A 21,104-nucleotide genomic window follows, 5' to 3' on the forward strand; every position below is an offset into this window, starting at 1 on the left:
CGGGCCCGCACGATCCTCCTGGAGGATGCTGGAGGATGAATGCCTCCTCGGGTTCCACACGTGGGGTGATGAATCGGTCCGCAGGAACGCACCGATCGGACTCGACGATCATCTCGTCGAGCAGGAATCCGAAGTCCGGCTGGTCGACCCCGAGCTGACGCTGCATCACCTGCGAGGTCAGCCCCACTTTGTGCCCGCGCAGCACGCTGCCCGAGCCGAGCAGGTGAGCGCGCAAGCTGGTCTGGATCCAGGTAGGCCCCGTCGATGGTCAGCCCGGACAGCGTTCGGAGAGCGGGGAGATCGGGATACGCCTGCTTGCGGCAGCGAGGAGATCGCGGCGAGAGCGCCGAGGTCGGCTGGCTGCGCCTGGTCGATGGTGTTCCGGCGTGTCGGCGTCATTCAAGCGCGCACCGTTCCGGCAGTGACCGCTGTTTACGTGAGGCCGGCGGTCGTGTGAACGGGTACGGCCGTGGTCACGGCGAACCCGGCGATGTACTCGGGAATGGGCCGGTAGTACTCGGAGGTCACCGTGTACTGGCCGGCGGCCGCTTTCAGGGCATTGTGGGCCGCGACCCAGGTGCGCACTTCGTGGGCGGAGTTGCCTGCCGTGGCGGCCATCTCCTTGGCGGTCCACGCATCGAGCCGTTCCAGCTCCCCGGAGGCCAGGATGTCAAGAAGTTGCCGGTCCCACTCCGGGGCGAGGTCCATGATGCCGGCCTCACCCCTGGTGAAGGCCTTGGCGGTGTCGATAACCCGCTGCTGGCGGACCGCTCGCGCCGCGGCGGTGGGGTGGCGGCCACCCAGCAACATCTTCCTTTGTTCCCCGGTCGCTGCCTCGAGCCGCGGTACCGGCGGGTCGTGGGACAGACCACCGGACCCGAGGAGCAGAACGTTCCCGTCGAAATTCTTCAGGAATGTGCCCACGGCCTCGCCGAGCAGGCGGATTCGCTTCATGGGCGCGAACGGTTCCGCCACGGAATTGACAAAGATCGGGATCACCGGCTTCGTCGCGATGCCCCCGAGCAGGATTTCCAAGGGCTGGACCGCACCGTGGTCGACTTCCATCGCCAGGGAGACTGCAATGTCCACGCCCTGGTCCAGCACCGACTGCGCCATCTGCTCGGCAAGCGCCGAGGGCACGTCGAGCCGGCCGGCGGAGCTGCCGAAGTCACCCACGCCCGAAGCCTCGAAGCCGATGCAAAATGACGGCATGAGCTTGTAGAAGAACCCGTTGTAGTGATCGGGGGCGAAGGAAACGACGAGGTCGGGGTCGTAGTCTTCGATGAACTTCCGGGCCTGCGCGAAGGCCCTGTCCACCTCTGTGCGGACCTCGGGCGGGGGGTCGTTGAACTCCAGCAGCGGACTGTGTGACGTGCAGACTAGCGCGAGCGTCATTATTGGTTCCCTTCGGTGAACAATATGGTCTTCGCCTCAGCGGCGGGCCAGCACTCAGCTGGCGAGGGTGAGCGGGCCGGTCGGTTCGAGGCAGAAGCCGGACCAGGCGTCGGAGTATTCGGTGTCGTGCGCTGCGCGCAGTAGGTGCCGGTAGCCGCCGGAGTAGAAAACGAGTGGGTCGCCCGGGGTGTCGTCCAAATGGTGGACCTTCCCGATGAAGAGGGTGTGGTCCCCGGCGCGGTGGGCGTCGACCACCTCGACACTGATGCGAGCCAGGGCGCCCCGTACCAGGGGGGCACCGGCGATCTCGTCGAAGCTGAAATCTGGAAGGAGGTCGGGGCGCCCGCTGAAGTGCCGGCTAACGGTTTCCTGGTCGGCACCGAGAAAGCTCACGCCGTAGCGGCCACTGGCGAGCAGCATCTCGTGCATCTTCGCCTTGGTAGCAATGGACACCATCGCCAGAGCGGGGTCCAAAGACACCGACATGAATCCGTTGGCGGTCATGGCGTGGATGCCATCGGCGTGTTTGGTACCGATGATCGTCACTCCGGTGGTGAAGCGCCCCATGACATTACGGAAACGCCGGGGTTCCACAGGGGGCGCCGCGTCCGGGCCGGTAGTCGTCGATGTGCTCATTGCTCCGCCTCTCGTACTGAGATCTTAGTATGTCAGCTTAGGGGTGTGTGATCGACCTGACAAGCCTCTCCGTCAAAGGCGACCGGATAGCTGTTCCAGTCCACCGGCGATCTACGTCGTCGTCGACCGCCGGTAAGGCAGCCCCACGGCCGGCCGCATTCACATAGCCCAGAGGGCGTTTTGATGGATCCCTCTGGGCGCCATCTGTTCCGTCGCCGCGCTCGGTCGGACCGCATCATCGAGCGCCTCGAGTAAGATCGTTTGAGCCGTATTCTCGAGCGAGATATGGTATTGAAATACTAGAATCTAACAGGGTCAATCCTCATCGGTTTGGTCCCGTGCAGTGATCGTCGAGAGGCTGGATGTTCCATGACCATGACCGCGTCGGGGAGCAAGACGGACCAGATCTACGACGCCCTCCGCACCCGGCTGATGCAAGGGCATTATCAGTTCGGGGAGGTCCTGAGCACCTACGAACTCGCTCAGGAGTTCGGCGTGAGCCGCCGGCCGGTCATGGACGCTGCGATGCGGCTGGCGTCCGAGGGATTCATTTCCATCATCCCCCAGGTGGGGTGCCGGGTGATCATCCCCGACGAAGACAGGGTCCGTGAGCATTTCGCCCTGGCCGGAATCCTCGAAGGTGCGGGCGCCAAGCTGGCAGCCCTCAACGCCACCGAGGTGCAACTGGCCGACATCGATGCTGCACTTGGCCGCTGCGCCGGCCCAGCCGAGGCGGACGATGCGGCGGCCTTCGCGGCCGCGAACCGCGACTTCCACTCCGCCGTGCTGGCAGCCAGCGGCAACCAGCGACTGACCGAGCTCGCCAAACACGCCTGGGATCTGAGCGATTTTTACATCCAGAAGAACCGAGTCAGCACGGACCTGCGCAGATCTCAGAGTGAACACTCCGACATTGCAGGGGCGATCTCGCGCCGGGAACCAGGGCTTGCGCGAGAGCTCATGGAAGGGCATCTCTCGCGATTCTGGATGGGCGTTCACATCTAGCCACTCGCCGGTCACGTCCCGGCAGGCGAGGCAGCGGGTCACCCTCGACAGGGTGTAAGCCCGCGGCCCAGCCGTAGCCGGGCGGCGAAGCGCCATCAGGCTCCGGGGTGCCCGAGAAAGACCGACCCGAGCGGCGTCCCCGCCCCGTGAGTTGAATCCGGCCCCAATGGCGCGTGCCCGTCAGGGCGAACACGGGGAGATCGACGGCGATGATCTCTGAGGCGACCGCGTAGATCGTTTCGAGAGCAGGACGCGAGTAGCGCGCACACTGCCCCGTGCGCCGCATCCGCCCGCGGACACCGAGCCGGGGCAGGGCACGGAGCCGCTCCGCTCTCTGCACCAGCATGTTTGGGGCATCGCTATGTCGGTCACCGCATCCGCCTGGCGGCTCCACGCGACACTGCGGCGGAAAAACAGCATCTTGTCATTGAGATCTTAGTATGCCAGCATGTTACGTGTGATCGCAGTCACTGGTCGGATATCAGTCAGGTACCGGGGATAGGCATCCGGCCGGCGAAATGTATCGAGGCGGCATGACTGCCGCCGAGCCGGCTGCAACAGGAAGGATTGCCGTGGAAGAGCATGTGAGCATCTGGGGAGACCTCGCGGGTGTCGACCTGGTTCAACGAACGGTCGATGTCGACGGAGTCGCCACGCGGGTCGTGGAGGCCGGGAGCGGACCGAGCCTGATCCTGGTGCACGGGACGGGCGGGCACCTGGAGGCGTACGCGCGCAACGTGCGGGATCTGGCCAAGGATTTCCATCTGGTCCTGTACGACATGCCCGGGCACGGTTACTCGGACAAGCCCGACCGGCCGTACACCATCGACTATCTCAGCGATCATCTCGTGGCGTTGATGGACGCGCTGTCCATCGACCGGGCCGACCTCTCGGGCGAGTCCCTTGGCGGCTGGGTCGCGGCCTGGACGGCCGCGCACCACCCCACTCGCGTCCGCGGGATGGTCCTCAACACACCCGGGAACATCACCAACAAGCCCGAGGTTATGGCCGGCCTGAAGGAATCGAGCATGAAGGCGGTTCGTGAGGCCAGCCCGCAGACCGTGCGAGCCAGGGTCGAGTGGCTCTTCCACGACACGTCCCTGGTCACCGACGAACTCGTGGGCCTGCGGCTGCGGATCTATTCCCAGTCCGGCTTCGAGACGGCGATGGCCAACATCCTTGCGGTGCAGGACTGGGAGTACCGGCGCCCCTTCGTGTGGTCACCGGCATGGTGTGACCGCATCCTCGCCCCGACCTTGCTGCTGTGGACCGACCACGACCCGACCGCCGCCGTCGAAGAGGCCTCCCTGCTCGAAACACTCATCTCGGGAAGTCGACTGGAAGTCATCGAGGGGGCCGGGCATTGGCCGCAGTGGGAGAAACCGGACGAGTTCAACGAGGCACACATTCGATTCTTGAAAGGAAAGTCATGACCGCACGAAACGGCGGAGCGTACCTCGAGAGGTTGCGCACGCACAGTCCCGAGTTGTGGGTGGGATCCGAGAAGATCGTCGATGTCGTCGGGCACCCGGCCACGGCCGGTGCCGCCGCCGAGATCGCCCGCCTGTACGACCTCCAGTTCGAGGACGGCAACGAGGACATGCTCTTCGAACCCGCCGACGGCGACGGCCCGGTCGGAGTGCAGTTCCTCGAGCCGCGCTCCCGCGAGGACCTGGAGCAACGACACGCCATGCACAAGAAGTGGGCGGATTCCACCCTGGGCATGATGGGTCGCACCACGGATTTCGTGAGCGCCATGCTGATGGCCTGGAACGCCAATGCCGACTTCTTCGGCGACAACGCCGACAAGGTACGCGACTACTTCCGGCACGTGCGGGACAACGACCTGTTCCTGTCCCACGCGATCGCGGACCCGCCTGTGGACCGGTCCAAGCCGGCGTCACGGCAGCCCGACCCCTACACCTATCTCGGGGTCAAGGAGCAGACCGCGGAGGGCCTGATCGTCAGCGGCGCAAAGATGCTGGCGACGGCCGCACCCTACTCCGACGAGATCCTCGTCTGGCCGTTCTCGCTGCGCAAGTTCGCCCCGGAGGAGAAGCCCTACGCCATCGCCTTCGCCATCCCGACCGACGCACCCGGCGTGCGGCTGATCTGCCGGGAGCCGTTCGGCGGCGGCAACGCGTTCGACCAGCCGCTGTCGAGCCGGTTCGACGAGATGGACGCGGTGGTCGTCTTCGACGACGTGCTCGTGCCCTGGGACCGGGTCTTCATCAACCAGGACTACGAGCGGGTCAACCGGATCTGGGAGATCAACTCCAACGCTTTCACCGGAGCCCAGACCTCGGTCCGCCTGATGGCGAAGCTGCAGTTCGTCGCCGGGCTGGCGAAGCGGGCCACCGAGGTCGTCAAGACGGACCAGTTCCCGCAGGTCCGGGACGCCCTCGGGGAGATCAGCACCTACATCGAACTGACAAGGGCCGCGATCCTCGCATCCGAGGCCGGCGCCACGCCCAACCAGGACGGTGTCCTCTTCCCCGACCTCCGGCCGCTGTACGCCATCCGCAACTCCGGAAACCGCTGGTATCCACGGGTGCGCGAGATCCTCCAACAGATCCTCGCCGGCGGACTGCTCTATCAGCCAGCCGACGTCAGTGCGTTCGACTCCCCCATCGCGTCGGACCTGGCCAAGTTCTACCGCGGCCCCGACAACAGCAGCGTCGAACGCATTTCCGTCTTCAAGGTGGCAGCGGATCTGGCGGTCTCCGCCTTCGGCGGACGCCATGAACTCTATGAACGCTTCTACGCCGGCGATCCGATGTTCCTGCGCATCAACACCCAGTTCAACCAGTACGACTGGACGGAACCGCTGGGACTGATCGACGGCCTGCTGGCCACCTCGGCCGAACACGCACGGACCGCCGGCTCCGCAGAGCCGGACCGCACCGATGGGGGCGCCGCGGCATGACCGTCACGGGCAAGCGGGCGCTGGTGACCGCCGGGTCGAGCGGGATCGGTGCCGCCGTCGCGGCATCGCTGCGGGCGGGCGGCGCGGAAGTCTTCATCACCGGAACCCGACCGCACACGGCCGACGTCGCCCGGGACCTCGGGGCGGCGGGCTGGGCGATCGCGGACTTCACCATGCCCGGCGCCGCCACCGGCGCGGTCCGGTCTGCCCTCGACACTCTCGGCGGTGTGGACATCCTCGTCTCCAACACCGGCGGCTCGCGGGCCGCTCCGGCCACCGAACTCGCACAAGCGGACTGGGAGTCGGCCTACCGGTTGATCCTCGACAGTGCCATCTCGCTGACCAACGCGGTCCTGCCGGGCATGTTGGCCTCGGAGTGGGGTCGGCTGATCTACCTCACCTCGGTTGGTGTGGTGCGGCCACTGCCCCGCCTGCACACGTCCAACGTGATGCGTGCCGGCGTGGCGGCGCTGGCTCGGTCCCTCGCGGGTGAGGTTGCGCCGAACGGGATCACTACCCACGTCATCGCCCCGGCGCACGTCGATACCGCGCGGCGGAGGGCGTTGGTGGCGGCGGCCGCCACGTCGGCGGGTACCTCAGTGGAGGAAACGGAGCGGCGGCAGCTCGCCGCCGAGCTCCCCGTCGGCCGCTGGGGGCGTCCGGAGGAGGTCGGTGAGCTCGTGGCCTATCTCTGCTCGGAGCGCGCCAGCTTCCAGACCGGGTCGACGCACGTCGTCGATGGCGGAATGACCTCGATCTAAGGCGGAAAGAATGACGAATTTCGACGTGTGGATGGAAAAGCTGCACGACATGAAGGATTTCGACCCGGAGCGTTCGCTGCCGGACGGCCTGGTCACCGGCCCGGACAGCGCGCGCTGGCTCGAGGAGGAGATCACCGGCAACCCCTGCCGGGTCGGGGTACTCGCGGACGTGCCGGCGAAGTCCATGGAGTTCTACCTCCAGGAGATTCCGGCCGGAACCGCGACCGACCTTCAGCGGCACTTGCACGAATCCGTGCACTGCGTCGTTGACGGCAGCGGCTACTCCGAGATCGGCGGGAAGACCCTGCGCTGGACGGCAGGGGACTTCGTCTACACCCCGCCCTGGGTCTGGCACCGGCACTACAACGACGGCACGACGAACGTCCGAATGATCCTCGTAGAGAACTCGCGGATGCTCGACAGCCTCGGCATCAACCGGCGGGAGAGCGCCGGAAACATCCCCTACCACGACAACATCGACAGGAGTTGATCCAATCATGGGAATCTCACAGGTGTCCCACGCCGAACTCGCCGTAGGCGACCTCGAAGTAGCTGTCGGCCTTCACGTCGACGTGCTCGGTATGAAGGAACTCGGCCGGTCCGACGGTTCCGTCCGCCTCACCGCGGGCGTCGACGAAAGGTGCGACCTGGTACTGACCTCGGGTGGCACCGGCGTTCGCCGGTTCGCGCTGAGGGTGGACTCGCGCGACGATCTCGAGTACTACGGCAAACGCCTCGCCAACGCCGGCGTCGAACACAGCACCCGCAGCGACGAGGATCCCGGCGTGAGCCAGTCCTTGCAGTTCCGGACGCCGACCGGCCACGTGATGGAGCTGTCACTGCTCACCGACGCTGAGGGGCCGCAGTACATTCATCCGGCGCGAGCCGCCCATCGCGGCGGGATCCGGGCACTGGACTTCGACCACATCACGCTCCAGGCGCAGGACCCGAAACCGTTGGTCGAGTTCATGGTCGACATCCTGGACTTCCAGATCTCCGACATCTTCGCTCCCGCACCCGGCGTGATGGGTGCTGCCTGGCTCCGTGCCAGCGACCTGCACCACGACGTGGCAATCATCTCCACACCCGAGCCCGGAAAGTCGCTGCACCACTACGCCCTGGGAATGGAGTCCTTCGACCACCTCAAGGTTGCCGCTGACGAACTCGCACGACACGGTGTGCCGATCGAGACCGGACCCGGCCGTCACGGTGTGGGCGCCAACCTCTACACATATTTCTGGGTCGCGGGAAACCGTTACGAACTGTCCGCCGAAATGCCCCGGGTGCGCCCCGGTGCACCCGGAATGTGGGACAACTTCCCGAAGGCGTTCAGCCCCTGGGCCTGACCCCACCCGAATCGTTCGGACACGCCTCCTAGGCCCAGGGAACCGGTGCCGCCGTTGACCTTCCCTGTCAGCGGCGGCACCGGCACCAATGCCTTATACAGGTCAATCAATACATCAATGGGCGGATCCCGATCCGCCCATTCCACGGTGAGGAGACCTGCGAGCTGGCGGACTTCTCGATCCAAGGATTATTTACCGCGGTAAACCACTACTAACGATATCCGACCGACGTGCTGGATCGCGTCAAACAACTATTCACGGTGCACGCGTCCGGCCATGATGGCCCGTAAATCTCCAGCCGGTCGACCATCTGGGCCCACTGATCGGGGCGACGATGCCACCGTCAGGCTGCAATAGATTTCCCTACTCGCTCATGTGGTGGTGCCAGCGCACAAAGCGCTGCCGCCTGTAGGTCACCGACCACGGAGCGAATCAGTTCTGCGATCTCGAACGAAGTACGGTCCACCTCTCAACAGTGAACGCACCTGACCCCGGCCTGGACCTGGCGATGCTCCGCGGCCTGCGGGCACCGTCGGCGAAGGCCGGCCCGGGCGCCGTCGCAGACATCCTGACCCGGATCGAGGCGCACCTCGCACGGCACGACGGCTACGTCGCGTTCTCCGGTGGCAAGGACTCCCTGATCGTCCTCGCCCTCGCCCGCCGCGTCGAACCGGATGTGCCGGTGGTGTTCTTCGACTCCGACCTCGACTACCCCGAAACCTACGACTACCTCACCGAACTCGCCCGCACCAGGAAGCGCGTCTGAATAGTTGGTTCGGTGAGGTCGAGGGACTGCAGACCAGTCTCAACGCCGCGGCCGCGCAGCTCACGGCGGTTGACCGATCCGCCTTCCCAACGGCTGAACTGGGCATTCCAATCCTCGGCGGAAAGGAGTGAAGAGTCCGGCCGCGAGGAAATGATGGGGTCCACGCCGATCATGTGGGTGACCGCCATGCGACCTCGCTATGCCACGGTGCCGCCCGGCCGAGGTATGGGTGCCAAGTGCACCGAACACAGCGGACGCGGTCGGCCCGGGGATCACTCAGCTCGCCGCACTATCCGAGTTCGTGGCGAGGAGGTCGAGTGTGATGTCGACGATGAGGTCCTCCTGTCCGCCGACGAGGCCGCGGCGGCCGACCTCGAGGAGGATGGTGCGCACGCCGATGCCGTACCGCTGGGATGCGGCTTCGGCGTGCCGGAGGAAGGACGAGTACACGCCGGCGTAGCCGAGGGTGAGGGTTTCCCGGTCGACGCGCACGGGCCGGTCCTGGAGCGGCCGGACGAGGTCGTCGGCGGCATCCTGGAGGGCGAACAGGTCGCTGTTGTGCTTCCAGCCCTGCAGGTCCGCGACCGCGATGAACGGTTCGATCGGGCAGTTGCCGGCGCCGGCGCCGTGCCCGGCCAGCGAGGCGTCGACCCGGGTGACGCCCTCCTCCACGGCAACAACGGAATTGGCGACCGACAGCGACAGGTTCTCGTGGGCGTGGATGCCGATCTCGGTGGCCTCGTCGAGCACGTCCCGGTAGGCGCGGACCCGGTCGCGGACGCCGTCCATGGTCAACCGGCCACCGGAGTCGGTGACGTAGACGCAGTGCGCGCCGTAGGACTCCATGAGCTTGGCCTGGGCGGCGAGCTCGGGTGCGGTGGTCATGTGGCTCATCATGAGGAAGCCGGAGACGTCCATGCCGAGTTCCCGGGCTTTGCCGATGTGCTGGGCGGCGACGTCGGCTTCGGTGCAGTGGGTGGCCACCCGCACGGACCGCACGCCCAGTTGGTAGGCGTGTTCGAGTTCGGCGATGGTGCCGATGCCGGGCAGCAGCAGGGTGGTCAGCCGGGCGTGGGTGAGGTTGGCGGCGGCGGCTTCGATCCATTCCCAGTCGGTGTTGGAGCCGGGACCGTAGTTCAGCGATCCGCCGGCGAGTCCGTCGCCGTGAGCGACCTCGATGCCGTCGACACCGGCGGCGTCGAGCGCGGCCACGATGCGGCCGACGTCGTCGGGGGTGATGCGGTGGCGGACGGCGTGCATGCCGTCGCGGAGGGTGACGTCTTGGATGAACAGCCTGGTGGTCATCGGGTGGCTCCCTGGGTTGCCGTCGGCGCGGCGATCGTGTCGGCGACAGACTCGGCGTAGCGCACTGCGGCCGAGGTCATGATGTCGAGGTTTCCGGCGTAGGCCGGAAGGTAGTGGGCGGCGCCTTCGACTTCGAGGAACACCGTCACCTGGTGGGTGGGGGCCGCCGTGTCCCCGGAGGCGAGCAGGGTGTGGACGGGTTGGCCGTCCGGGACGGGGGTGATCTGGACGTGTTGCTTGAGTCGGTAGCCGGGCACGTAGGTTGCGACATGGTCGACCATGGTCTGGATCGAGTCGCGCACCTTGTCGTGGGTGGCCGGGTCGGGGGCCGAGATCAGGCACAGGACGGTATCGCGCATGATCAGCGGCGGGTCGGCCGGGTTGAGGATGATGATGGCCTTGCCGCGGCGGGCGCCGCCGACGGTTTCGATGGCGTGGGAGGTGGTTTCGGTGAACTCGTCGATGTTCGCGCGGGTGCCCGGGCCCGCGGACTTCGAGGCGATGGAGGCGACGATTTCGGCGTAGGCGACCGGTGTCACGCGGGAGACGGCGGCGACGATCGGGATGGTGGCCTGACCGCCGCAGGTGACCATGTTGACGTTGGTGGCGTCCCGGTGTTCGTCGAGGTTGACCGCCGGCACCACGAACGGCCCGAGGGCGGCCGGGGTGAGATCGATCAGCCGTTTGCCGAGCGGTTCGAGCAGGGCGGCGTTGGCGGCGTGTGCCTTGGCGGAGGTGGCGTCGAAGATCACGTCGATGTCGTCGAAGTTCGGCAGCTGAAGCAGGCCCTGGACGCCGTCCGAGGTAGTGGGGACGCCGAGGCGGCGGGCGCGGGCGAGCCCGTCGGAGTCGGGGTCGATGCCGACCATCGCGCCCATCTGCAGGACGTCGGAGTGGCGGATCACCTTGATCATCAGGTCGGTGCCGATGTTGCCGGATCCGATCACCGCGACGGTGACCTTACGGGTGTTCTCGCTCATGGTGCTCACTCCTGGGTGAAGGTTGCGGTGACCGATCCGAGACCGGTGATGTCGGCGCGGACGGTGCCGGTGGTGCCGATGACGGCCATCGGCCCGAGGGCCCCGGACAGGATCACCTGTCCGGCCAGCAGTGGTTGGCCGAACTCGCGTGCCGTGCGCGCGAGCCAGGCCAGTGCTCGCAACGGGTCACCGAGGCAGGCGGTGCCGGTTCCGGTCGACACCTCGGTATCGTCGATGAACATCTGCATCTGCGCGGCGACCGGGTCGAAGGAGTCGAGGGTGCGACGATCGGCGCCGAGGACGAACAGCCCACTCGACCCGTTGTCGGCGACCGTGTCTCCGAAGGTGATGTCCCACCCGGCGATTCGGCTGTCGACGATCTCGAGGGCGGCCACCGCGTAGTCCACAGCGGCGCGAATCTGGGCGTCGTCGAGCGGCCCGTCCACCAGATCGCGGCCGAGGACGAACGCGATCTCCGCCTCCACCTTCGGCTGCAGCAGCCGAGACAGCGGAATCGGGCCGACCTCCTGGCAGCGCATGTCGTCGAACAGCACCCCGAAGTCCGGTTGGTCGACGCCGAGCTGCTTCTGGACCGCCGGCGAGGTCAGCCCAATTTTGCGTCCCACCACCGTCGCTCCGCCGGCGACCCGGTCTGCCACGATCCGCTCCTGCACAGCATATGCAGCCTCTACGTCATCGGAGCCAATCAGGTCTCGAACCGGAGCGCAGGGCGTCCGGGTGTACGCGGCGGTGCTCAACCGCTCAGCGGCGGCCACACGATTAGCCGCGGTGACGGGCGGCGCGCTAGTGCTATTCGATGGACTCATCTGACTTCCCGACTGGTTGGAGAGGAAACGAATGAGATCCACTGTCGTCCGCGGGTCGATCCATCACCAAGCACAGCGTTCCACTGAGCCGAACGCGACGCAGTATCGTGGATCCTGCCGCTAGAAGAGAGCGGAGGAGGCATCTGCAGTGTCAGATCGAGAGTTCGACCAAACAACAGTCCTGGGCAAGGTGATGGCGGTGCTACACGCCTTCACCATCGACGACGCCACTCTTCCTCTGGCCGAGTTGGCGCGACGCACGTCTATTCCCAAAGGAACCCTGCACCGAATCCTTTCCGACATGGCGGCTGTGCGGCTGTTGGACCGGAGTGGCACCAACTACCGGCTCGGCGGCGACCTCTTCGAACTGGGCATGCGGGCATCGGTCGAGCGGAGCCTGCTCGAGGTGGCGATCCCGTTCATGGAGGACCTCTATGTGCGCACTCACGAGACGGTGCACCTGGGGGTCCTCGACGGTACCGAGGTGGTGTACCTGTCGAAAATCGGGGGGCACCGGCAAGCGACCGCACCGTCAAGAATCGGCGGCCGTATGCCGGTGCACTGCACCGCCATAGGAAAAGTGCTGTTGGCTCACGGCGACAACACATTGCGGGAGAAAGTGCTGTCCGGTTCACTCCCCCGCCACACCCCGCGCACCGTCGTCCTACCCGGCCCGTTGCGCACTCAGCTCGACCGGATCGCCACCGAAGGCGTCGGTTACGAGTACGAGGAATCGGCCGCCGGTATCGTGTGCGTGGCCGCACCAGTCCGCGAAGGCGACGACGTTGTCGCCGCGATCAGCGTCACCGGCCCCTCGCACCGCTTCCGGCCCGACACCCACGCCGCATCCGTTCGCGCAGCGGCAGAGGGGATAGGGGTCACCCTCGCTCGACGAAATCGCCTCCTAGTCAAATGAATGACGAGCCCACCACCAAGCCCCTTCGTTCGCCACACACCGACGATGTCGGTCAGTAGGGAGTCGAGGTCGGGCCATCGCGATGTCGGGTAATACTGTGACGTACGCGAAATGCACGTACGCCCCGAACTCCTCAGCGCCAACCACGACCAAACGCTGCCAAACTTGGCCACCTGGCGTCTCGACGGATCCGCACATCATCACAGCTGCGGCGCGCACCGGAACGGACATCGAGCTGCGGAATCACACGTCCGTCGCACCGTTCGACGTTGCGGTCGAGGAGTGGTTTCCCGCGGCTGCCGAGTTCGCCGTCACGGTCGATGCTGCCTCTTTGCACACCCTGATGCATGCATGGGCGGGGCCTCCCGCTCCACATGTTCCCGGCGAATGTTGGGATCTCAAGGTCCATCCTGGCGTAGGAGCACCTCGGGACGATTAGTGGGAAATCAGATCGTCGAGAATCGATCTGCACGGGCAATAGGTGATTGCCACGGGTAGAGCGGTTCCGCGTTCGCCGGCACCGGAACCGCCATTGCGAGGACGAGGACACCGAGCACCGCCGCCATCAAGACCCGCACACCACGATCGACGGGTCCGCGGCCCGTGCCCGTGTCTCGGCAGTGTGGGGTGCGGTCGCTTCGCATGCCATCCGGCCACCACTCGAACAGTGCGGCCATGGCCGCATCCGAGGAGCTCGTCCTGCAGGTTCGATCACTACCGCCCGGTAATGTGACACACGCCACAGCTAGGGTTGCGGAGATGCCTTACCCTGCTGAGAAACACGCCCCCACAGGTTGCCCCCACGAATCGACACACAGAGTGAGTCGGAACCCGCGCCCACTCGAGGAGGTGCGGTCGCCATGACCACAGAACAGCTGGTCCGCAACACCATCATCGCGGGCCAGGTCGCTGCCGATATCGCCAGCCAGTCGCCCCGAGACATTGTCGGGGCGCTGTTCTCGTTCGGCCTCGACGACGGGAACGTCGACCTCGACGCGGTCGAGCGGATCCGAGCGGGCGACTTCGACGATTGGGTTCTCGCCGCCACCCGGTCCGGCCTTTTTGCTCCGCGTGAGATCGACGCGCTGGCCAGGTCATGGCACGCCAACCCCCGGTCACTGTTCGAGGCGCTCCTCGCCGACGCCGACGACCTGACCCGCAGGCGCTACGAGAACGTCTGGGACTCGCTCGACGAGGCAGACTCACGCGAATACGCCTGGCGGTGGCCACCGACGGTGCAACGCCTGACAGTCAACGCACCCGCCCGCAATGAGCAACAAAGCGGAAGAGAGCAGCATGGGAGGACGACACCCGATGACGAACTCGACCGTTCCAGACCAGTTGCTGCACGCCGTACAGGACCGCACCACCGAGATGCGCCGATGGTTGGACACCGACAACAACAGCGAAACGCTGATGGCGCACCTCCAACACGAGCCGGTCGACGCAGCGTGGCTGCGCACCTATCAGCGCCTGGGTCGCGACCTCATGTCGGCCGTCGGAAACGCGCAGGAGCAGTTGCCGCGCCGTCGATGAACGCCGACCAGGCCTGTGCGCTCGAACGGGTACGGGACACGCGCGCGGTCTGTCGAACTGTCACGCCCGCCGAGCACACAACGGTTTTCAGTTGGGCCGACTGACAACCACCCCTCAGCAACGGCCGAGACCTGAAGTCCCGTTCATCAATCCATCGGGAGTCGGGCGACCACTGCTCAAACTCTGTCAAGGCGAGGGTGTCGTGTTCGTCGTAGTCGGCGAGCAGTGTGATGAAGTCCCACTCCCGGCCCTCGCGTCTCCCGGAACTAGTGGTGTGTCTCTGATTTAGCTGATCTTTTCCAGTGCGACGCGGCCGCGCGCAACCTTGGCGAGGATGGATTCGGCGGTCGCGGTCCATTCGTACGGTCGGGGGCTTTCATTGTGGGCATCGAGGTATTCCTCAATGGAGACGATGAGGTGCGGTACGGAGTGAAAGACCCCGCGCCGCAGAGCTTTATCAGTCAGCTCTCGGAACCAACGTTCGACGAGATTAAGCCACGAGGAGGAGGTGGGAGTGAAGTGCAGGTGGAACCGTGGATGCTTATCGAGCCAAGCCCGGACCTTCTCGTGCTTGTGGGTGGCGTAGTTGTCCAGGATCAGATGGATCTCCAAGTCCTTGGGCACCTCACGGTCGATGGTGCGCAGAAATCTCAAGAACTCCTGGTGACGGTGGCGCGGCAGGCACTGGCCGATCACCTTGCCGGTAAGGACGTCGAGCGCGGCAAACAAGGTGGTGGTGCCGTGACGCTTGTAGTCGTGGGTCATCGTCTCGCCGCGGCCCTTGATCATCGGGAGCGAGGCCTGGGTCCGGTCGAGGGCTTGCACCGACGACTTCTCGTCCGCGCACAACACGATCGCCCGCTCGGGCGGGTTCAGATACAGACCGACGACGTCGACGAGCTTGTCCTCGAATCGCGGATCATTCGACAGTTTGAACGTCTCGACCCGGTGCGGCTTGAGTCCGCGAGCAGACCACACGCGCTGGACGGTGTCCTTGGAGACCCCGACATACTCTGCCATCGTCCGGCAACTCCAATGAGTCTCGCCTTTCGGGCGGTAGTTCTGCGTCAGGTCCACGATCTCCTCGATCTTCTCCTGCGGGATCGAGGGCTTGCGACCACGACCCTTGCGCACCTCACCCAACCGCGCCATGCCGTCCTCGGCGAACCGCACCCGCCAGTTCGCCACCGATCCCGGCGATACCGACAACGCCTGCGCGATAGCAGTGTTAGCCATGCCCTCGGCCGCCATCAACAACGCCTTGGCCCGCACCACCTCCCGATGTGCACCCGACTGCGAGCGCGCCAACGACTCGAGTACAACGCGCTGCCCATCGGAAATCTCCAAAGCTGGTACCGGGTTCCTCATGTACGGATTCTATCGAATCGATCAAGAATTATTTGCGAGACACACCACTAGCGGGGCGGGTCATCGGTGAGCCCTCCGATGTCGGGGCGCCGACACCTTGCGCCTGAATCCCCCGTTCCTGGGGTGCGCTGGGGACGACGTCCTGGGGCCAGTCGGCCTCAGAGGGGGCCACGCCGAACATCATGCGACGAACCTCCACATCGGGTATGCATATGCAGGGCGTCGTTCAATCCCATTCAGGACGGTTCACGACAGCCGTCCCGTCGATGATCTCGGTACTCGAAGGGCAGGCGAATGGCCACCCAGAAGCGGGCGGAAGTCACTCGTCGCGCATTGCTGTACGCCGCGGCCGAGGTGTTCACCCGCCACGGCTACGCAGACACGAAGCTGAGCGAGATCCTCACCCAGGCCGTGGCCACCAAGGGGGCGCTGTACTTTCACTACGCCTCCAAGGAAGAACTCGTCCGCGCCGTCATCGAGGAAGGCACGAGGCGGTTCACTGCCGTGTGCACCCCGTATCTCGACTCCGCCACGCCGGCATTCGAGGCCATGCTCGGGATCTCCTTCGTCACGGTCGACGCCGCCCTCAACGACGCGGTGATGGGGGCAACCTTCCGCCTCATCACCGAAATGGGCGACTACCGCAGTTCCGAGACGGACACCTTCGCGACCTGGATATCCACCTACCAACTCCTGGCCCGCCGAGCAATCGACGAGGGTGACCTGCGCGAGGACACTGATCCGGACGCTGTCGGTCAGCTCCTGGTGGAACTCTTCGCCGGGGCACGCCTCCTGGCGACGGCCACCGACAACCCCGCCGCCCTGCCGACGCGGACGGCGATGGCGTGGGATCTGCTGCTCCCGGTGCTGGTGACCACCCCGAAAGTCGACTACTTCCGACAATTCCTCACCCGGAGGCTGCCCACGGTAGGCCTGCCATGAAGGGTGCTGCGGCAGGAAGCTTCGTCTGAAATGCGGCCTGACCGCCACCGAACGCAGCCACGGCAACCGCAGACCGGACCTCGCGCACTGGTCCGCGCCACCCGACGCGGGGTCAGTGGCCGCGTTCGCATTGATCCGATTTTCTCCCCACCGCGATCACTCGGATATTCCTGTGGCACACCACCGTCTAACAAAGTCCTACTGGGAAGGCACGCCGGGTCCCGCATGTGGTCGGCTACATCCCGAACCGGCCTGCCGGCAAACTAGTGGAATTGGATCGCTTCCACGACATCGCCGAACTGTTCTTCGACATCGTCGAAGGTGAAGAACAGGCCTGGATTTCCGAGCCCTGGACAACCTCCCTCGCTTCCGATGCGCACTACCTACTCGCCGTGGACAAGGGCGGTCCTCCATCGTCGACTCGTGGTCACGTCCGTCCGCGACGGCCGGCAGCTCGACTATCGTGTGGTCGCCTTCGGGGACAATCCCCAGAATCTTCCGGAGCGGACCGGTTCGGCATCGGTCCGACACCCGGCAGAGGCCGCGGCGATCCTCGTCGACCCGCCGCTCCCAACGCACGGTCGGGACGACGCCGCGTGAGCCACGGAGATGCACCGTGACCCACGCGCCCACACTTCGGTCAGTTCGTCTCGAAGGCGGCGTAGCCGTTGGCCTTGATCTTGTCCCACCGCGCGAAGTACTGGGGAACACCGCCCGAGTAGTTGAGCATCTGCGCAGGCTTACCGGGCACATTCGCGCCCCAGTACCACGAGCGGGCTTTCGTGAACATCGAGTTGACGAACAGTTCGTCGACGTGTGCACGCCACTGCTTCTCCGATTCTTCGGTGTTCTCGAATCGTGTAATGCCGTTGTCGCGCAGGTGCTGGAGGAACTCGACGACGATCTCACCTTGGTACTCGGCGGAGGTCGGGCCGTTGCAGAAGCCGGATGGACTCTGGGGGCCGTAGAGGAACATCATGTTCGGGAACCCGCGGGTGGACAGGCCCATGCAGGTGTCGACGCCGGACTTCCACTTGTCCTGGATACTCAATCCGTCGACGCCGGTGATGTCGATGGCCATGATGCCGCCGCTGTTGTTGTCGAAGCCCGTGGCCAGTACGAGCAGGTCGCATTCGATGACGCCGTCGTCGGTCTCGATCCCGTGGGGCAGCACCCGGCGGATCGGGGTCAGGTTGGAGTCGATTACCTCGACGTTGCTCTGGTTGATGACGTCGAAGTAGTCCTGCTCGAGGGAGGGGCGCTTGACGCCGTAGGGGTGCGGCGGTGTCTCGGGCGCCACGATCGCGGCCTTCTTCGGATCGGTGACCCGCTCGAGGACCTTATTGCGCCAGAAGTCGTAGAACGTGCGGTTGGCGTCCTCGTCGACGAGGATGTCCTGGAAGTTTCCGAGCCACATCTCGAAACCACCCTCCGCCCACATCTTCTCGTAGATCGCGTCGCGTTCCTCCATGCTCAGGTCGGCGGCGTTCTGCGGCAGAAAGTCGAAGTCGAATCCAGCAAAGGCCTTGTAACGTGCCTCGAACCGCTCGGGCAGTCCCTTCCGGAACTGTTCGTTGTCGTCGTGCGTGAGTGCACGTTGTTGCATAGGAATCGCCAGGTTCGGGGTGCGTTGGAACACCGTGACGTGTTCGGCGACGTGACCGGCTTCCTGGACGACCTGCACGCCGCTGGACCCGGTGCCCATGACGACGACCTTGCGGCCCGTCATGTCGACGCCCTCCTGCGGCCAGCGAGCGGTGTGGTAGCAGTCGCCGGCGAACGAGTCGAGCCCCTCGAGGTTCGGATACAGCGGCTTGGCACCGAATCCGGTCGCGACGATCACCTGACGCGCATTCTGCACCTTGCCGTCCGCGGACCGCGCGGTCCACTGCCGGGTCTCCTCGTCCCATGTGCAGGACTCGGCGAAGGTGTCGAACACGACGTCGCGGGTGAGATCCAGTTGTGAATCGACATATTCGAAGTAATTTCGGACTCCGTCGTGCCCTGGATACAGTTCAGCGAAGTCGTACTTCTTCCACAGGTCTTTGTGCGAGAACTGGTAGATCTGCCCGGTGCTGTCGGTGCGCGCGCCGGGATAGCAGTTCCACCACCAGATTCCGCCGAGTCCGCCAGCGGCGTCCCAGACCTTGGCGGTGAAGCCGAGGTCACGAATCCGGTCCAGCGCATACAGGCCGGAGAAGCCTCCACCGATGATCAGGACGTCGAGCACGTCGTTGTTCGAGTGTTTGCCGGTGCGGGTGGCCGTGTCGGCCTGGGATGCCGTCATGTCGTTCCTCCTCGAGATTTCCCGGGACGTGTATTCCCGCCCGGACACTTAAGACGTTAGAAGCGATCGTGTGATGTGAAGTGTCCGAAATCGAATCACGGACACACGCCAGGTTGCATCCACATATTCAGTGCCAGAACGTTATCCGGGTTCAGAATCCGAGATCGCGGCCGATCAGTTCCTTCATGATCTCGTTCGAACCCGCCCAGATCCTCGAGACGCGCGCATCCCGCCACGCCCGCGCCACCCGATACTCATTCATGTAGCCATAGCCACCGTGCAGCTGCACGCAGTGGTCAATCACCCGGTTCTGCACGTCGGCGGTCCACCACTTCGCCTTCGCCGCATCGACGGAGGTGAGCTCACCGGCCGCGTGCGCCGCGACGCACTGATCGACATACGCCTGCGTGACCTCGATCTGCGTCACCAGGTCGGCGATCAGGAACTTGTTGTGCTGGAAGGTTCCAATCGATTGGCCGAACGCCGTTCTCTCCCGGCAGTAGTCGACGGTCTCGACGAGGATCTGCGCAGCATGCGCGAGGTTGGAGACGGCACATCCCAATCGTTCCTGGGGTAGGAACGACATCATGTGAATGAACCCGCGATCGAGCTCACCGATCACGTGGGCGTCGGTGACCCGCACGTTGTCGAGGAACAATTCTGCGGTGTCCGCTTCGTCCTGGCCGACCTTGTCGAGTTTACGGCCACGCTCGAATCCGGGCAGGGACGTCTCAACGCCGAAGAGAGTGATGCCCTTGGCCTTCTTCTCCGGCGAGGTCCGCGCCGCGATCACCACCAGATCCGCCGAATACCCATTGGTGATGAACGTCTTCGCACCCGACAGCAACCAGCCGTCGCCGTCGCGAACTGCAGTGGTCTTGAGCGCAGCCAGGTCCGAACCTCCGGCGGGCTCGGTCATGCCGATTGCAGTGAGCACCTCACCCGAGCACACTCCCGGCAGCCACCGAACCTTCTGCTCGTCGGTGGTCAGCTGCACCAGATATGGCGCCACGACGTCACAGTGGATACTGACACTCGACGCCAGAGCTGCGTTGACCTTGGCCAACTCCTCGATGAGCACCGCGTTGAAGCGGTAGTCGCCCGCGTCGCCACCTGTGTACTCGGCCGGGACTTCGAGACCGAGCAGATCGTGTTTGCCGGCTTCGAGCCAGAAGTCCCGGGGCAGCGCTTTATCGGCCCGGATGTCCTCGGCGCGCGGTTCGAAATACCGCACCAGGAACTGACGGACGGAGTCCCGGTAGGCCTCGTGGTCGTCGCCGTAGACTGTGCGTTTCATCGTTGATCATCCCTTCGGGTCGGTCCGACGTCACCGCCTGATGAGGTGGCGCGAGGAGCCGGGTAACCGAGGGTCGCCCGTCCTGCGCCCATCGTGTCCGCTCCGAGCCGGACTGGGATGTCCCGATATGCGACAGGGGCTCCCGAGGTCAGGATCCGAAGCGTTCGTTCTCCAGACCGAGCGCGCGAATCTCGCGGTACAGCGTCGACCGCGCGACCCCGAGCCGATCTGCGGCGAGGGACTTGTTGCCGTCGGCTTCGTCGAGGGCACGCACGATCGTTTCCCGCTCGCTGCGTTCGAGGGAGGTGAGCTGTCGACCCGACCCGAGTGCGCGATAGTCGTCAGGGAGGTGCTCGAGTCTGATGTCGAACCCCATCGACCTCGAGACAGCCGTCGACAGCACGGCATCGAGCTCGCGGACGTTGCCCGGCCAGTGGTGGGCGATCAGCGCTCGATGCGCGGCCGGCTGCAGTTGCGGCGTGGGACGCTCTGGGAGCTGGGCGGTGAGGAGCTCCCGCGCGAGGTCGTCGAGGTCCTCGATCCGCTGCCGCAATGGCAGCACGGACACGCTCCGGCGCACGTGGGTGTGGAGCTGGTGGCCACCGCCCGGTGCGGTCGCGGTCGCAGTCGCGACCGGCGGCGCGGCCATCTCGGCGGCGGCGTCCAGCAGCCGGCGCGTGGGAGCGACCGCGTCGCCCGATACCTCGTCCACGTGCTCGACGATCCACGGGGCATTGTTTGACAGGCGTGCGCGCAGGTCCGCGACAGCGGTCGGAGTCAACGTGGAACCGTCGATCACGAAGACATCGCC

At 65.4% G+C, this 21,104-nt stretch carries 20 protein-coding genes and 1 pseudogene; 11 read left to right on the top strand and 10 right to left on the bottom strand.

All coding sequences use genetic code 11. The features are described 5' to 3' along the window. Positions 1–432: 432 nt before the first annotated feature. The gene (locus tag CBI38_RS30805) at positions 433–1,395 is read right to left on the bottom strand and encodes a 3-carboxyethylcatechol 2,3-dioxygenase (RefSeq protein ID WP_007298138.1); all 963 of its coding nucleotides are present in this window, start codon (positions 1,393–1,395) and stop codon (positions 433–435) included. A 54-nt stretch (positions 1,396–1,449) separates the two neighbouring features. After that, positions 1,450–1,962: a flavin reductase family protein gene (locus CBI38_RS30810; protein ID WP_007298139.1), complete on the bottom strand. Its 513-nt coding sequence runs from the start codon at positions 1,960–1,962 to the stop codon at positions 1,450–1,452. Between the two features lie 438 nt (positions 1,963–2,400). Between CBI38_RS30810 and CBI38_RS30815 the strand changes: the two genes are divergently transcribed. From CBI38_RS30815 to CBI38_RS30845, 7 genes and pseudogenes are all read left to right on the top strand, one after another. Further along, on the top strand, positions 2,401–3,036 hold the full coding sequence (locus CBI38_RS30815) for a GntR family transcriptional regulator (RefSeq protein WP_007298140.1): 636 nt from the start codon (positions 2,401–2,403) through the stop codon (positions 3,034–3,036). A 572-nt stretch (positions 3,037–3,608) separates the two neighbouring features. Continuing rightward, positions 3,609–4,469 carry an alpha/beta fold hydrolase gene (locus tag CBI38_RS30820; protein WP_007298141.1) on the top strand — a complete coding sequence of 287 codons (861 nt, stop codon included), beginning with the start codon at positions 3,609–3,611 and terminating at the stop codon, positions 4,467–4,469. Then, complete coding sequence (locus tag CBI38_RS30825) at positions 4,466–5,962, top strand: 4-hydroxyphenylacetate 3-hydroxylase family protein (RefSeq protein WP_007298142.1); 1,497 nt, start codon at positions 4,466–4,468, stop codon at positions 5,960–5,962. Before CBI38_RS30820 ends, CBI38_RS30825 begins: the two co-directional genes overlap by 4 nt. Then, positions 5,959–6,723, top strand: coding sequence for an SDR family oxidoreductase (locus CBI38_RS30830; RefSeq protein WP_007298143.1), 765 nt, complete (start codon positions 5,959–5,961; stop codon positions 6,721–6,723). The genes CBI38_RS30825 and CBI38_RS30830 overlap by 4 nt, the downstream gene beginning before the upstream one ends. Positions 6,724–6,733: 10 nt before the next feature. Continuing rightward, positions 6,734–7,213, top strand: a complete 480-nt coding sequence (locus CBI38_RS30835) for a cupin domain-containing protein (protein ID WP_007298144.1) — start codon at positions 6,734–6,736, stop codon at positions 7,211–7,213. A gap of 7 nt (positions 7,214–7,220) precedes the next feature. Beyond that, complete coding sequence (locus CBI38_RS30840) at positions 7,221–8,069, top strand: VOC family protein (RefSeq protein ID WP_230990371.1); 849 nt, start codon at positions 7,221–7,223, stop codon at positions 8,067–8,069. Between the two features lie 508 nt (positions 8,070–8,577). Further along, a pseudogene (locus tag CBI38_RS30845) lies at positions 8,578–8,820 on the top strand (phosphoadenosine phosphosulfate reductase domain-containing protein); the annotation flags it as partial. A 291-nt stretch (positions 8,821–9,111) separates the two neighbouring features. Here the strand turns inward: CBI38_RS30845 and dmpG are convergent. The 3 genes from dmpG to CBI38_RS30865 are packed head-to-tail and all read right to left on the bottom strand — an operon-like array spanning position 9,112 to position 11,947. After that, positions 9,112–10,140, bottom strand: coding sequence for a 4-hydroxy-2-oxovalerate aldolase (gene dmpG, locus CBI38_RS30855; RefSeq protein WP_109335495.1), 1,029 nt, complete (start codon positions 10,138–10,140; stop codon positions 9,112–9,114). After that, positions 10,137–11,120, bottom strand: a complete 984-nt coding sequence (locus CBI38_RS30860; protein WP_007298148.1) for an acetaldehyde dehydrogenase (acetylating) — start codon at positions 11,118–11,120, stop codon at positions 10,137–10,139. Before CBI38_RS30860 ends, dmpG begins: the two co-directional genes overlap by 4 nt. A 5-nt stretch (positions 11,121–11,125) precedes the next feature. Next, a complete protein-coding gene (locus CBI38_RS30865) occupies positions 11,126–11,947 on the bottom strand; it encodes a 2-keto-4-pentenoate hydratase (protein ID WP_039951648.1) in 822 nt (273 codons plus the stop codon). A 148-nt stretch (positions 11,948–12,095) separates the two neighbouring features. Between CBI38_RS30865 and CBI38_RS30870 the strand changes: the two genes are divergently transcribed. Next, on the top strand, positions 12,096–12,863 hold the full coding sequence (locus tag CBI38_RS30870; protein ID WP_007298150.1) for an IclR family transcriptional regulator: 768 nt from the start codon (positions 12,096–12,098) through the stop codon (positions 12,861–12,863). Positions 12,864–13,309: 446 nt separating this feature from the next. On the opposite strand, the gene CBI38_RS30880 is transcribed toward CBI38_RS30870, so the two are convergent. Continuing rightward, positions 13,310–13,540: a hypothetical protein gene (locus CBI38_RS30880; protein WP_007298151.1), complete on the bottom strand. Its 231-nt coding sequence runs from the start codon at positions 13,538–13,540 to the stop codon at positions 13,310–13,312. 637 nt (positions 13,541–14,177) lie between these two features. On the opposite strand from CBI38_RS30880, the gene CBI38_RS30890 reads away from it, so the two are divergent. After that, positions 14,178–14,399, top strand: coding sequence for a hypothetical protein (locus tag CBI38_RS30890; RefSeq protein WP_007298152.1), 222 nt, complete (start codon positions 14,178–14,180; stop codon positions 14,397–14,399). A gap of 285 nt (positions 14,400–14,684) precedes the next feature. On the opposite strand, the gene CBI38_RS30900 is transcribed toward CBI38_RS30890, so the two are convergent. Beyond that, entirely contained in the window at positions 14,685–15,767 is a 1,083-nt protein-coding gene (locus tag CBI38_RS30900) for an IS630 family transposase (RefSeq protein ID WP_109335496.1), read from the bottom strand. A 294-nt stretch (positions 15,768–16,061) separates the two neighbouring features. Between CBI38_RS30900 and CBI38_RS30905 the strand changes: the two genes are divergently transcribed. Together CBI38_RS30905 and CBI38_RS38030 are read left to right on the top strand one after the other, a co-directional pair. Continuing rightward, a complete protein-coding gene (locus CBI38_RS30905; RefSeq protein WP_007298977.1) occupies positions 16,062–16,709 on the top strand; it encodes a ScbR family autoregulator-binding transcription factor in 648 nt (215 codons plus the stop codon). Between the two features lie 372 nt (positions 16,710–17,081). Then, positions 17,082–17,309, top strand: a complete 228-nt coding sequence (locus CBI38_RS38030; RefSeq protein WP_204165032.1) for a hypothetical protein — start codon at positions 17,082–17,084, stop codon at positions 17,307–17,309. A 40-nt stretch (positions 17,310–17,349) separates the two neighbouring features. Here the strand turns inward: CBI38_RS38030 and CBI38_RS30910 are convergent, their stop codons facing one another. The 3 genes from CBI38_RS30910 to CBI38_RS30920 form a co-directional block, all read right to left on the bottom strand. Further along, positions 17,350–18,996 (bottom strand): flavin-containing monooxygenase, encoded by a 1,647-nt coding sequence (locus tag CBI38_RS30910; RefSeq protein ID WP_109335497.1) that lies wholly within the window; start codon positions 18,994–18,996, stop codon positions 17,350–17,352. A gap of 151 nt (positions 18,997–19,147) precedes the next feature. Next, a complete protein-coding gene (locus CBI38_RS30915) occupies positions 19,148–20,293 on the bottom strand; it encodes an acyl-CoA dehydrogenase family protein (RefSeq protein WP_007298975.1) in 1,146 nt (381 codons plus the stop codon). 148 nt (positions 20,294–20,441) lie between these two features. Beyond that, positions 20,442–21,092, bottom strand: a complete 651-nt coding sequence (locus CBI38_RS30920; protein WP_039952089.1) for an AAA-type ATPase lid domain-containing protein — start codon at positions 21,090–21,092, stop codon at positions 20,442–20,444. Between the last annotated feature and the right edge of the window lie 12 nt (positions 21,093–21,104).

Origin of the sequence: Rhodococcus oxybenzonivorans, assembly GCF_003130705.1 — a bacterium.
Taxonomy (GTDB): domain Bacteria; phylum Actinomycetota; class Actinomycetes; order Mycobacteriales; family Mycobacteriaceae; genus Rhodococcus_F; species Rhodococcus_F oxybenzonivorans.